The sequence below is a fragment of the Pseudomonas sp. MDT1-85 genome (assembly GCF_054898065.1).
The window spans coordinates 3,840,224-3,854,202 of sequence record NZ_CM142715.1 but is presented as its reverse complement, the minus strand read 5'-3'; the positions used below and the strand labels follow the sequence as shown (position 1 = coordinate 3,854,202).

Here is a 13,979-nt window from a genome sequence, read left to right as displayed (position 1 = left end):
CATCCTGCGAGCGCTGCAATCGATGATGGCATTCCCAGTCGCCGCCATAGGCGCATAATGGCAATTGGCAAGGATCTACACACAGAGTGTCCTGTCATGAGGGGCCGCCGATGTCTCGTCCGCCTCCAGAAACCCGCGCCATTTCCCATTCAGATGGGGACGCGCAAAAGTTGCTCGAAATTGCCCGGCGCACCGTGGTCGAGTTGCGCCCGCAGGCGGCAGAAGGTTTGCAAGTCACCTTGCACAGCGTGCTGGACCGGGACCTGGGCGTAGACAGCCTGGCCCGGGTCGAGCTCTGGTCACGCATCGAGCACGAATTCGGTGTGCACTTACCGGAAAACCTGTTCGCCTCGGCGGACACACTCGCTGATGTACTGCTCGTGCTGCACAGCAGGCAGGGCGCCGAGGCGGTACGCCCATTGCCCTCCAGAGACTACAGCGAGACCCCGACAGCAACGGGACAGACGCCGGACGCCGCGCGGACCCTGATCGAGGTGCTGGAATGGCAGGTGCGCCATCAGCCGCAGTATCCCCACGTGCGCCTGCTGGGTGAAAGTGACCAGCCGGAAGACTTCAGCTATGGCGCCTTGTACCAGGGCGCCCTGGCCGTGGCCGCAGGGCTGCAACGCAGTGGCTTGCAGACCGGTCAGACCGTGGCCCTGATGCTGCCCACAGGGCGCGATTTTCTCCATGGTTTTTTCGGCATCCTGTTGGCCGGTGGTGTGCCGGTGCCCATCTACCCACCGCTACGCCTGTCGCAGATAGAGGACCATCTGCGCCGCCAGGCCGGCATCCTGCGCAACGCCGAAGCCAAAGTGCTGATTACCGTGACGCAAGCGAAGCTGCTCGCCCGGCTGCTCCGGCCGCAAGTCCCGAGCCTGACGCGCATTGCCAGCGTGGCCGAGCTCACAGGCGAGGGCGGCGAGTGCGTCACACCGCCGCGGCAACCGGATGACATCGCCTTCCTGCAGTACACCTCGGGCAGCACTGGCCAACCCAAGGGCGTGATGGTCAGTCACGCCAATCTGCTGGCCAATCTGCGCGCCATGGGTGGGGTTCTGAAAGTGGGGCCGCAGGACGTGTTCGTCAGCTGGCTGCCCATGTACCACGACATGGGCCTGATCGGTGCCTGGCTGGGCAGCCTGTATTACGGCTATAGCCTGGTGCTGATGTCGCCGCTGGCTTTCCTCGCGCGGCCGGCGCGTTGGCTATGGGCCATCGACCGCTTCCGCGGCACGTTGTCGGCGGCGCCCAACTTTGCCTACGAACTGTGCCTGGGCAAACTCGCTGACGGCGACCTCGAGGGTCTGGACTTGAGCAGTTGGCGCGTGGCCTTCAACGGTGCCGAGCCGGTCAGCCCGGATACCTTGCAACGCTTTACCGAACGTTTCGTTCGCTATGGCTTGGCGCCCACCGCACTGGCGCCGGTCTATGGGTTGGCCGAGGCCACGTTGGGCGTGGCCTTTCCTCCCTTGAACCGAGGGCCGCTGATCGACCGGGTGCAGCGCGAGGCGTTCCAGGCCCGCGGCAATGCACTGCCCGCCGAAGCGAACGCCAGCGCAACTTTGCGCTTCGTCTCCAGCGGCCGGCCGCTGCCGGGCCATCAGATTCGCATCGTCGATAGCAGCGGGGTTGAAGTCCCCGAGCGCAGCGAAGGTCACCTGCAATTCAGCGGGCCGTCCACCACCGGTGGCTACTACCGTAACCCCGAAGAGACCCGCCGGGTGCTGCGCGATGGCTGGTTCGACTCGCTCGACTTCGCCTACATGGCCGGCGGTGAGGTCTACCTGACCGGCCGCGCGAAGGACCTGATCATCCGTGCCGGGCGCAACATCTATCCCTATGATGTCGAAGCGGCGGTCGGCAATTTGCCCGGCCTGCGCAAAGGCTGCATTGCGGTGTTCGGCAGTCCTGACCCGGCCACCGGCACCGAGCGCCTGGTGGTGTTGGCGGAAAGCTACGAGAAGGAAACTGTCGCGCGGCAACGCCTGCAGCAGGAGGTCAACCGCATCGTGGTCGATCTCACCGGTGTGCCGCCCGACGATATCGTTCTGGCGCCACCGCATAGCGTACTGAAGACCTCCAGCGGCAAGATTCGTCGTGCTGCCAGCCGTGAATTGTATGAGCGCGGCGAAGTGGGTCGGTCACACCTCGCCGTGTGGCGCCAGCTACTGCGCCTGGTGCTGCCGGCCGTACGCGCGCATTTCGGCCGCAGCTGGCAGACCTGCCGCGCCGCGCTGTATGCCGCTTACATCTGGCTGCTGTTCTGGCTGGTCACACCGCTGACCTGGCTTGGCGTCGCGATCCTGCCGTGCGAGCGTTGGTGCCGCAGCTTTACCCGCGCGGCCGCACGACTGTTCCTGCGCCTGGCGGGTGTGCCGTTCAGCGTCTCGGGGCTGGAGCGCCTGCCTGCGTCAGGGGTGAGCGTGCTGGCCGCAAACCATGCCAGCTACCTCGACGGCGTCATACTCTGCGCGGCCCTGCCGCCGCAGTTCAGCTTCGTTGCTAAGCGCGAACTGGCTGACCAGTGGATCGCCGGCCTGTTCCTGCGCAAGCTCGGCGCCCGCTTCGTCGAACGCTTCGACCTGAAGCGCAGCGCCGCAGACACGGAGCCCCTGGCCGAGGCGCTACAGGCTGGCCAGCCGCTGATGTTCTTCCCCGAGGGGACCTTTACCCGCGAGCCAGGCTTACGCACCTTCCACATGGGCGCCTTCGTGCTCGCCGCGCGTGTCGGCGTGCCGCTGCTGCCGGTCGCAATCCGCGGCACGCGCAGGGTGTTGCGCGACGGTCAGTGGTTCCCGCGCCACGGTGCAATCCACGTCAACGTCTGTCCCCCGCTGTTGGCGCAGGGGCCGGGCTGGATGGAGGCAATCAAGCTGCGGGATGCAACGATAGCGGTGCTGCTGGAGCACCTGGATGAATCTGAACGAGCCCAGCGCGTAAGTTAGGCGACTGCTTCGCTGTCGTTGGCTTTTCAGAGCGGTTTATAGAGTGGGCACACGTCAAAAGCTGAACTGGATTCTTATCCTTTACTGAACAAGTCTGATATCGACATCCGCTGTGAGTGACCACAACCCATTGCAGACAGTCGGGCTTCTTGGGAAGCGGTAAAAAATGATACTGGTTGCGACGGCCGTTGCAGCAGGAACTTCAGGGTATTGGCCAGGTCAATAGCGGCCCTATATCGGAAATGCCGAGCAGCGCTGTGGTCGGTTTTACGGCAGTGCCTCCGAATTCAATCGAGTCCGCCCCCTGATGCCAACCAAGAGTTTTCCGCCCGGCCTCATCCTGGTGTTCTGCGCCGTCGCGTCGTTTTGTTCTGTCGCTGCCGAGCGAAGAGCGCCCGCACAAAGCAACAGCGCATCAACCACCCTGATCGAAACAGCCTCGCGGCAGTATGAAAATGGCCAACTGGACCAGGCCGCCGCCACGCTGGAGCGTGCCCTGCATATCCAGCCGAACAATCCCGCGACGCTGCATTACCTCGGTGTGTTGCGTCTTCAGCAGGGGCAGTACCAGCAGGCTGAAACCTTGGCGGTGCGCTCGAACATGCGGGTTGGTCGCAACGTCGAGTTGCGCAACCGCAATTTCCAATTGATCCAGGCGGCGCAGCAGGCCCAGTCTTCGGGGACTCCACCCAATGCCAAAGAGGACCTGGTCGCAGTACAGAAGGGGCTGGAAGAGGAGACCCAAAGGCGCCGCGAAGTGGAAATGGCGGCTGTTGAGCAATCCACTCCGGACACTGGGCGCGACGCTGGCAACTTCGCTAGCGCAGAGACAGATCGGGTTTCGGATGCACCGACGGCTGGCAGAGCCGGGCCCGAAGGAAAATTGCAAATGGCTAATGTCGAGCCAGAGCGGGCGTACGCTGAGGTTGAGATTCCCCGCGGCCATATGCCGCCTCCGGGCAAATGCCGAATCTGGTTTCCTGATCGTCCGCCGGGGCATCAGCCTGCACCCGGCAAATGCAAGAAGCTGCGATATCGAGTTCCCTCAGGAGCCTACCTGGTGCACGGTTTCTGAATGTCCACCTGGCCGAATTCTGCCGGTCGCGATGGCTGCTACCAACCTTTGCAGCCAGCCCATCGTGCGGTCCCGCCGTTCTGCACCCAAGGTAAGCGCTAACCAGAAGGTGGCGCGATGAGCCGTCGGGGTGTTCGGGGGCGATGTCGTTCTGATCCGTATTTTTCTTGGCTATCTGCATCTGTAATGGGATCAGCCTCCGGCTCACAATGACAGCACGGTCAGCAGTTGTGGTAGCCGCTGCACCGCAAACTCATAACGTAGGAGGCCCCATGGGCAAGATGGCATTTTTCCTGGGCGGATTTCTGGTGTTGACCATTTTGATTGGTGCGCTTGCCACGATCTCTCCGGTGTAAGAGAGGTGACTGACGAATGTCACGACAACAAAATTTCGCCATCACCTGAATGGCCACTGGAAAATCTGATTAAGCATTGCTTTGCGAGGGCGCCTCTCTCCTTGAGATCCTCCGTGCCCGTCAAATCGTACATGGCGAAATTTTGATACTACACGTCGAGTTGGCGGGAGCGACGAAGCACTGACGACGATTATTGTTTTCGCACAAAAGCAGGAAACAATAATCATGCTGCCTTCGACGAAAAGAATTGATAGTCATGTTCATTTTTACACTTCGCAAGATCTTCGCCGGGTAGCTGGCTCGCTGCCTTATGCGTTACCGGAGCCGCATCCGCTTACCGCTTATCTGGATAAACTTATCACTGCCGGAATTGCCCCGACGGTGATCAATAATGTGCACCTCAGTATCTTGCCGGACTCGGAAAACGTATTCGCTTCGTTTGAAGAGCTCAAGCGTCTCCAGGTTGCAAACCCCGTGCGCTACGGGGGAGTCAAACTGGTAGGAACAATTAAGGCGGACCCTGCCTACGCCACACAGGAACGTCTTGCGCACTCGCAAGTTGTAGGTGCCCGAATCGTTCTACACGATGCAAGGCCTGAAACTGTATCTGATACACGCTTCAGTGATGGGCAGTGGTCTGCGTTTTATTCTCGCCTGCTCCCGCACCAGCATCTCCACATTTACGCGAAAGAAGCAGAGACCAATCTGCGCGTATTGCGACAGATCCCTGACGATGTCCGCGTCATCATCGATCATCTAGGCAGCTGTTACAGCGAGCGGGGTCCCGCGGAGCCGGCTTATATCGCTCTGCTCACCGAGGCGAGCAGACGAGGTAATGTGTGGTTCAAGGGCCCTGGCTATCGCACTTCTGTCAGTCCCGAGGAAACAGCGCGTTTTGTCGTGCAGATTGTTTGCACAGTCGGCGCAGAGAAGATTCTCCTGGAAGCAACCGATGCACCTCATGTTGGTACCAACAACGACGGTGGGCCGTATTCCGATCTGTTTGATTTGCCCAAAACTTTTAACTTTGTTGATGCCGTTGCACATCATGTTTCTACAGAAACCCGGATTCCTGTTGACCAGCTTCTCCGTGGAGCATCTGGCCAGTTGGTAATTTGATCTACGTCCGTAGCCCAACTTTGAGATATCAAGCGATGACGAACATTACGACTAAAGAAATCAACTTTGCTGTCAAGTACGGAGACGAAACGCTGAGTCTCAAGGGAATGGTATTCGAACCTCAAGAAATCGACGCTTCGTCCCGCAAACTTCCACCTGTAGTCTTCAACTCCGGCTTCACGGGCGGGGTATCGATGTACGGTCAGCTTTTCGGTCGCGCCCTGGCAGCCCGGGGCTATCGAGTCATGACCTACGACGTGGCGGGATTTTTTACCAACAAGCACATACGAAACACCGTCCAGGCGGGTGACAGGGTGATCACCAATGTCACCCTCGAAGACCAGAAAGATGAAGTCCTCGGTGCGGTTGTATGGGCGCGCGACAATTTTGGTGAGATGCCCGTGGTAGCGTCATGGGCGATGGGGGCGGTGGCCAGCCTTGGTGCAGTGGCTGAGCTTGCTGCCGCAGGCGATGAGCAGATCCGGTTTTGGGTGCCGATGAGTTACACCAACATCCGCAAGCTGCAAGCCCTGCGCGCAGACAAAGATGTAGCGGACGCAGCCATTCACCAACTCCCGGATGACGCGCCTATTCCCCCGTTTGATACCGGAACCGAAGCGACAAGCCTTGGATATTATCCGCTTGATCCTGAAACTCAGGCTTATGTTGATCAGCAGTTGGGCGGCTATACCGAAGCGGGTGGTGCTGACCGCTGGCCTGGCTGCACCCACGTGACTGCGAAGTCCTATAAGTCGTATGTGGCGTATGACCCGGAGCAGTCCATGGAAGGCGCAAAAAACTTCCCGCCTGCGCTGATTATCCACGGCGCCGAGAACACCCTGCACATGCCCTCAGAGTCTGAGCGTCTGCACCGGCACTATCCGGGTGATGCAGGTGCGAGCGCGCTGATCATGCCGCACATGCAACATGGCCAGCAGAATCAAGTCGACAGTCCCGTGTTCGAATCGATGATCCAGAGTATCGATGAGGCTATTCGCGCGCGCGGCTGATTCGCTCGCCATTATCCTGTAAGGCCTCGCAACGAGGTCTTACAGCGATTTCCAGCGTCGCGGCGCATTCCCCAGCGACGTTTCCCCTCAAGGGCCCTAACATAGCCAATCCAAAGCCACTCCTTCGGGCCGGCCTAAGCGGTACTATCTGAACGGCTGGCCCCTCTGCTAAGGATCTGGCCCCCTGATAAGGATCTGGCGATGACGAGCCCCCGTGAACCAGCGACGCCTGTGAAGGGTTACACCACCAAGCGAATCGGGCTGCTCATTCTCCCTCAGTTTTCCATGATGGCATTGGCTGGCGCCAGCGAGCCTTTGCGGGCCGCGAACCGGCTTTCGGGAAAGACGCTTTATCAGTGGACACTTCTCACGGAAACGGGTGGGCCGGTCAGCTCCAGCAGTGGCATCGAGATCCAGACATTGGCGATCGAGCAAGCGCCCGAGGTTGATCGCGTTTTTGTGCTGGCGAGCCTGGACATCGAGCATCAAAAACCACCCAAGATGCTGCGCTTTTTACAGCGCGCAGCGGCACGAGGGATAACGGTCGGCGCACTGAGTACCGGTACTTTCATTCTTGCCCGAGCCGGATTGCTGGAAGGGAAGCGCTGCACGTTGCACTGGGAGTCCATCGGTCAATTTGCGGAAGAGTTTCCCACTATCGAAGTCACCAGAGAGCTGTACGTCAACCATGGAAACCGGTGGACGTGTGCAGGGGGGACGGCGGCAATCGATCTCATGCTGGCGCAAATCGCGCTTGATTATGGCAATCAACTCGCCGCCAGCATCGCAGAGCAATTTCTGCACGCAAGGATAAGAGCCCCGGAAGAACATCAGCGGATGTCGATACAGTGGCGGTTCGGGATTCACGATAAGCGGCTGACGGCGGCCATTGCGTTCATGGAAAATAATCTGGAGAACGTTGTCGGCATCGAAGAGATCGCCGACCGATGCAATCTGTCGCACCGTCAATTGGAACGATTGTGGCATCAGCACTTCGGGATGACGCCGAAAAAATTCTATCTTGAACTCAGACTTAACGAAGCACGCCGGTTGCTGCGTGAAAGCACCCAACCCATTGCTTCCATTGCCTATAGCTGCGGGTTCGTCTCGGCGTCACATCTGGGTGCTGCTTACCGTCGTGTGTGGGGATGCACGCCCGGCGAAGAGCGGCGGAAATTTGATGATGCTCATTCCTGAGTTGCAGTCACCGAACTCGTTGGTCAACGAACGCTAATCCGCCGAAAAACCCCTCTCTCTACAAAACCGCATAGCAAGCTAATGACTTGGCCCGACAGGAGGTACGCTCAGTTAAGCCTTGATAATTCGGCGATCCTGCATACTTCCTTCCTCGCTCGACCCTTCACCTCGCACTGCACGCTGGCGGACCTCGGGACGTCGGTTTTTTGATAGAAATCGTCGAACCCAAAGCTCAGGCTCCGTTCAGGAGCGAGGTAAGGTTCGTTACAAATCCGGCGTCCACTTCCAGATGCACAGCCGGCAAAAACAACAATGACGCGAAGAAGGCCTGACAACCATGGAAACCTTGAGTTTCATTCTGGAAAACGGCGGGCTGATCAGCCTGCTACTCGGACAGCACCTTCTCATCGTGGCCATCGCGGTGGGGTTGGCGATTCTGACCGGCGTGCCTGTCGGGATCGCGATATCCCAGCACCCCAAAACCCGCCGTTGGGTATTGGCCTTTGCTGCTGTCCTGATGACGATCCCCTCTGCCGCGCTGTTCGGGCTGATGATCCCGGCGCTGTCCCTGATTGGTTATGGGATCGGCGTAGTGCCGGCGGTCATTGCGCTTTTTCTCTATTCCCAGCTGCCCATCATCCGCAACACCACCACAGCGATCTCTAACATTGATCCTGCGTTGCGCGAAGCGGCGATCGGGATGGGAATGTCTACCTGGCAACGGCTGCGCAAGGTTGAGCTGCCGATAGCGGTCCCACTCATCATGGCGGGCGTGCGGATGGCGACCGTTATCAATATCGGTATCGCGGCTATCGCCGCCTATATCGGCGCCGGCGGCTTGGGCAGTCTCATTATTCGCGGCATCGCTCAATCTGATACCCGACAGCTGTTAGCCGGAGCCATCGTCATCAGCATCATTGCCATTGCGGCCGACTATGCGCTGTACGCCCTGCAGCTCCTCCTGACGCCAAAAGGCCTGAACAAGAACAAAGTGGCCACTGGCCGAATGAAGGAAGCGACGACGTGATCCAGATCGAGAACCTGAACAAGAAATTTGGCTCAATCACCGCAGTAGAAGATGTCTCATTCAACGTTGAAGAGGGGCAAATCTGCGTACTGCTCGGGCCGTCTGGCTGCGGCAAACCACGACCTTGAAAATGATCAACCGACTGATCACGCCCACGTCGGGAACGATCAGAATTGGCGGTCGCGATACGTCCGAACTGGACAGCGTCACCCTCAAACGATCGATCGGCTATGTGATTCAGCAAGTCGGTTTGTTCCCGAACATGACCGTAGAGGAAAACATCTGCGTCGTCCCGAATCTGTTGGGATGGGATAAAACCAAAAGCCGCAAGCGAGCAGCGGAATTGCTGGAAGTCGTCGCGCTGGAGCCGTCAAAATTTCTGAAGCGATACCCGTGCGAACTCTCGGGAGGCCAGCAGCAGCGCGTGGGTGTGGCCCGAGCCCTGGCAGCGGATCCGCCCGTCATGTTGATGGACGAGCCATTTGGCGCGATCGATCCCATCAACCGGGAAGTGATCCAGGACGAGTTCATGCGCATCCAGCGCCAAGTCAACAAGACCGTGCTTTTTGTCAGTCACGACATCGACGAAGCCGTGAAGATGGCTGACTGTGTCGCGCTGTTCCATAACGGAAAAATCGAGCAGTTCGGCAGCTCGGATGATCTTCTCGCCAGGCCAAACAGCGAGTTCGTGGAGAACTTCATGGGCAGCGACAGGATCATGAAACGACTCTGTCTGCTGCGTGCCGCTGACGTCGCCAGCAGGATCCCTCCACGGGAACAGATGCAGGTCGTGGGCGCAAACAGCGGCATCGCCCTGCGCTCGCAACTGATCGTGAAGCCGGGCGATGATCTGCGCCAAGTGCTCTCGCAACTACTGGGTCGCGGCCAGAACTGGGCGTTATGCAACGACAGCGACGGACGCTTCATCGGCTATGTCCACCAGGCCGACATCCTGGCACGACTTGTTGAAAACATTACTCCGGCGGTGCACTGACGATGTCTGACTTGATGATCAGATTTTGGGAAGGGCTCCAGTACTACTGGGGCGATATCAGCTACCTGACCGTTCAGCATTTGCAGATCGTTGCCATCAGTGGGGTTCTGGCCCTGCTCGTTGCGCTTCCATTGGGCGTATGGATGAGCCGTCCTGCGAACCAGCGTTACGCCATGGCAACTATGCAGTTCCTCAATGTGGGGCAGGCGATACCCAAGCTCGCACTGTTGGCATTGGCCATGAGCTTTATCGGCGTAGGCAGCGGCGCGGCCATCATTGGATTGTTTGTCGCGACCTTGTTGCCCGTGGCGGTCAACACCTATGAAGGATTGCGCGCGGTGCCGCAGCACTTGGTCGAAGCGGCCGAGGCCATGGGCATGACGCCTGCGCAAACGCTGTGGAAAGTCGAAATTCCGAATGCGATGAACGTGATTTTCGCGGGCATACGTACGGCGCTCGCCATCAACGTCGGTACTGCGCCGCTTGCCTTTCTGGTGGGTGGAGGAGGGCTAGGTGAGTTGATCTTTACCGGTATCGACCTGAACGACTTCGCAATGATGTTGGCTGGTGCCGCGTCGACCGCCTTTTTGGCAATCGCGGTGGATCTAGGGTGCGGTTTGATTCAAACCCTCGCGGTGTCACGGGGCTTGAGGTTGGCCGGGCGCGATTGAATTTGAAGACCTGGACATAAACTAATAATACGAGGTGCATGATGATTCATCGAATGCTGGTCCGTTTGATCTTTACGCTGGGTCTTGTTGGAAGTTTGGTGGGTAGTGCTTTTGCCAACAGCACGATTGTGGTCGGCGGCAAGAAGTTTACAGAACAGCAACTGGTTGCTGAAATGACGACTCAATTGCTGCGCACCCATGGATACAGCGTCGATAAACGCCCTGACTTGGGGTCATCTGTATTGCGCGCGGCGCAAGAAAACGGTCAGGTTGATGTGTATTGGGAATACACCGGCACTTCGCTGATTACCTACAACAAAGTCCTGGAGAAACTTGATGCTGACGAAACGTATAAGAGGATCAGCACCCTTGACGCAGAGAAGGGCATTACGTGGCTGAACCGATCAAAAGCCAATAACACTTATGCCTTTGCCATGCGCAAGGAAGAGGCCGATAAGGAGGGGATCGTCTCGATCAGCGATCTGGCAAAAAATCTCGGAGCAGGCAAAGCCTATAAGTTCGCCTCTAACGCTGAGTTTTTTTCACGCCCTGATGGTTTGAAACCTCTTCAAGACACGTACAAGTTTGAATTCGAGCGTAAAAACGTCATCCGGATGGACGGCGGATTGACCTATCAGGCACTCAGGGATGGTCAGGTGAATGTGGCGTTGGTGCTGTCGACTGACGGGCGGATTCCGGCGTTCGGCTTTATTGTCCTGAAGGACGACAAAGGATTCTTCCCCAGCTATGCGCTGACGCCAGTGATTCGTACTGAAGTCCTTAACGAGAATCCCAAGATCGGCGAATTGCTCAACGCTCTTTCCTCCAGACTGGACGACGACACCATTGCGGGTCTCAATTCTCGGGTCGACGTGGGCCGTGAGTCTATCGAGAGTGTGTCCAAGGAATTTTTGCAGAAAAACAAGTTGCTGTAGGAGCTGCCGAAGGCTGCGATCTTCGACGTTGTCTTTAGAACTTTCCGGGGCCGGCAGAATAACGCCGGCCTTTTTTACCCCTGCCTCCCTCCCATTCCCTTGCACCCACATGAGGTGCGAGCTGGTTTCGTTCGCCTGTCCCCACTAGGAGAATTACCCATGCAGTTGAATAAAAAGTTCGTGGCTTGCTCGTATCTGGTATTGGCGGCCAGTGCTCAAGCAGATGACGGTATCGACCGCATGACGCTCGCCGATATGCGTCATGCATTGAATAATGGGGACATCAGTTCCGAGCAACTGGTCAGGCACTATCTGGATAACATTCGCGCGAACAACCATCAGGGCCAAAACATCAATGCGCTGGTGACCCTCAATGATCAGGCGATCGAACAGGCCAGGCAATGGGATGCCGAACGCGCCAGAAACCCCGATGCCAAGTACGCACCGCTGGCCGGCATTCCTTTCGTAGCGAAGGACAACTTCGACACCGCCGGTATGGTCACCTCTGGCGGATCCTACGTACTGCGTTCGTCGGTGCCGAGCCAGGATGCCTTCGCCGTCAAGAAGTTGATCGACGGGCAAGCGATTCTTCTCGGCAAAGCCAACCTGTCGGAACTCGCTGCGTCCTTTGGCTGGTTTGGCTACAGCTCGTTTGGTGGTCAAACGCTGAATCCCAGAAATACCAAGCGTGACGCTTCAGGCTCCAGCAGCGGTTCTGCCGCCTCCGTCGCTGCAGCGTTTGCACCCTTTGCGCTGGGGTCGGATACCAGCGGGTCGATCCGCGCGCCGGCCAGCGTCACCGGTACGGTGGGCTTTAGACCCTCGCTGGGTCTGATCAGTCGTAGCGGCATCATTCCGCTCTCTCTCGCCTTCGATACCGGCGGAGTGATTACAAGCAGTGTGCTGGATCAGGCCATCGTGCTGGATGCGATCAAGGGACAGGACAAAAGCGATTCGGCGACCCTTGACCTTGCGGCAGACAAAATACAGTTTGAGCAAGCGCTGAGCCGCTCCTCGCTGCAAGGCAAAACCATTGGCGTGATCACTAACTTCACAGGCGCCAACCCTGAGGTGGATGCAGTCTTTAAAACGGCACAGGAAACCCTCGGCAAGCGCGGTGCTCATGTGGTCTCCATCGACCTTCCCAAGGCGTTTGAAACGCTATGGAGCGATGTATTGGGCCCCGTTGGAGAGAGTGAATTCAAGCCGCAGTTCGAACGCTACCTGGCCACCCTCAACACCAGCCAACCTCGAACGCTGGCGCAGTTTCTCGATCTGGCCAGGAAAAATCAGGCTGAAAACGGTCTGCATGGAATGAACCCGGCACGCCTGGCCGGACTGGAAGCGGTATCGAATGGTGCAAGCACCGACTCGCCGCTGTATATCTCCATCCTCTCCAGAAAGATCCCGCAGTTGCGCGCGCAACTGATGGACATCATGAAGAAGAACAACGTAGATAGCCTGTTCTTCGCGACCATCAATTGCCCTGCCTCGGTGGTTCACGGCGTGACCGATGACAGTTACGTCTGCAAATCCGGTGACACCTATGCGTCGTCGTACATTGCCTCCGCTACGGGGTTTCCCGAGATCACGGTTCCCGCAGGCACCATCAAGGGCAACCTGCCTGTCGGTGTTTCATTCCTGGGCGGCTATGGCGAAGATGCCAAGGTGGTGGGTTTTGGCTACGCCTTCCTCGGGCGGTGATCATTCTGCCGGGCGTTCATATCTGTTCCAGCAACCAGGTACGGAACGCCATGAGTGACGGCAGCATTTCGTTGCGTGGCGGGTAGGTCAGGTAGTAACTGCGCTGACTGGCGAAGGGCAGGTCCAGGCTGATCAGCTCTGAGCTGGCCAATTCGTCGGCCACCAGAATACGAGGCACCAGACCTATTCCGATGCCGGCTCTGACGGCCTGGATCAAGTGTGAGGTGAGTTCGAAACTCGGCCCCAGGCGCATCATTCGATGGGGCAAGCCGTGGTGGCTGAACCACTCGCCCCAGACATTGGAATTGTTCGCGACATTGAGCAGGGTCTGCCCGCCAATGCGCTCCGGGGTCCAGGCGTCATGGGCCTTGGCCGCTTGCGGAGAAATGATCACCATCAGTTCTTCCGTGTGCAGCCGATGACTGATCAGGCCCGGTACATCAGCATTGCCGACGACGATCGCGGCATCAATTCCGCTGGTTTCAAAGTCAATGGCGTCGATCCGGGAGTTGATGTGCACCAGCATGCCAGGATGGCTTTTGTAAAAGTCATGAAGGCGCGGCAACAACCACTTCGAGCCGAAGGTCGGCAATGTGGCCAAGCGCAACGTGCCGCTGCCTGATTGATAAGCCATGGCCTGCAACGTGGCGCTGCGGATGCGTCCGAGCGCTTCGGTCATTTCCCGCTGATAAAGACGACCGACATCGGTCAACTGCACCTGCCGGCCTTCACGGCGAAACAGCGTCAGGCCCAGTTGCTGCTCCAGCGCCTGGACTTGGCGGCTGACTGCGCTTTGGGTCAGCGAGAGTTCCATCGCGGCGCGGGTGTAGCTTTCATGTCGGGCGGCGGCTTCAAAAGCCAGCAGCAACGACATCGAGGGGGTGAGGTGGCGGTAATTCATTCGTAAAAGTCATCGATAGCGGCAGGATTATCCGTTTGTCCG

The 13,979-nt window shown here is 58.3% G+C and carries 10 protein-coding genes and 1 pseudogene; 10 read left to right on the top strand and 1 reads right to left on the bottom strand.

What is annotated here, in order from left to right; genetic code table 11:
• The first annotated feature begins 110 nt into the window (after window positions 1-110).
• The 10 genes and pseudogenes from ACYZT2_RS17390 (at window position 111) to ACYZT2_RS17345 (ending at window position 13,036) form a co-directional block, all read left to right on the top strand.
• A complete protein-coding gene (locus ACYZT2_RS17390) occupies window positions 111-2,948 on the top strand; it encodes an AMP-binding protein (protein ID WP_461965923.1) in 2,838 nt (945 codons plus the stop codon).
• Window positions 2,949-3,255: 307 nt separating this feature from the next.
• On the top strand, window positions 3,256-4,023 hold the full coding sequence (locus tag ACYZT2_RS17385) for a tetratricopeptide repeat protein (RefSeq protein WP_461965921.1): 768 nt from the start codon (window positions 3,256-3,258) through the stop codon (window positions 4,021-4,023).
• A gap of 581 nt (window positions 4,024-4,604) precedes the next feature.
• Window positions 4,605-5,498 (top strand): amidohydrolase family protein, encoded by an 894-nt coding sequence (locus ACYZT2_RS17380; RefSeq protein ID WP_461965919.1) that lies wholly within the window; start codon window positions 4,605-4,607, stop codon window positions 5,496-5,498.
• Between the two features lie 35 nt (window positions 5,499-5,533).
• Window positions 5,534-6,508 (top strand): dienelactone hydrolase family protein, encoded by a 975-nt coding sequence (locus tag ACYZT2_RS17375; RefSeq protein ID WP_461965917.1) that lies wholly within the window; start codon window positions 5,534-5,536, stop codon window positions 6,506-6,508.
• Window positions 6,509-6,709: 201 nt separating this feature from the next.
• Window positions 6,710-7,705: a GlxA family transcriptional regulator gene (locus ACYZT2_RS17370; protein WP_461965915.1), complete on the top strand. Its 996-nt coding sequence runs from the start codon at window positions 6,710-6,712 to the stop codon at window positions 7,703-7,705.
• 337 nt (window positions 7,706-8,042) lie between these two features.
• The gene (locus ACYZT2_RS17365; RefSeq protein ID WP_461965913.1) at window positions 8,043-8,732 is read left to right on the top strand and encodes an ABC transporter permease; all 690 of its coding nucleotides are present in this window, start codon (window positions 8,043-8,045) and stop codon (window positions 8,730-8,732) included.
• Window positions 8,729-9,726, top strand: a pseudogene (locus tag ACYZT2_RS17360) (ABC transporter ATP-binding protein). The gene ACYZT2_RS17365 and the pseudogene ACYZT2_RS17360 overlap by 4 nt, the downstream one beginning before the upstream one ends.
• 14 nt (window positions 9,727-9,740) lie before the next feature.
• The gene (locus tag ACYZT2_RS17355) at window positions 9,741-10,397 is read left to right on the top strand and encodes an ABC transporter permease (protein WP_461965911.1); all 657 of its coding nucleotides are present in this window, start codon (window positions 9,741-9,743) and stop codon (window positions 10,395-10,397) included.
• Window positions 10,398-10,450: 53 nt separating this feature from the next.
• Window positions 10,451-11,332: a glycine betaine ABC transporter substrate-binding protein gene (locus ACYZT2_RS17350; protein ID WP_461965909.1), complete on the top strand. Its 882-nt coding sequence runs from the start codon at window positions 10,451-10,453 to the stop codon at window positions 11,330-11,332.
• Window positions 11,333-11,491: 159 nt separating this feature from the next.
• Entirely contained in the window at window positions 11,492-13,036 is a 1,545-nt protein-coding gene (locus tag ACYZT2_RS17345) for an amidase family protein (RefSeq protein WP_461965907.1), read from the top strand.
• 16 nt (window positions 13,037-13,052) lie between these two features.
• Here ACYZT2_RS17345 and ACYZT2_RS17340 read toward each other — a convergent pair whose 3' ends face one another.
• Window positions 13,053-13,937, bottom strand: coding sequence for a LysR substrate-binding domain-containing protein (locus ACYZT2_RS17340; protein WP_461965905.1), 885 nt, complete (start codon window positions 13,935-13,937; stop codon window positions 13,053-13,055).
• Between the last annotated feature and the right edge of the window lie 42 nt (window positions 13,938-13,979).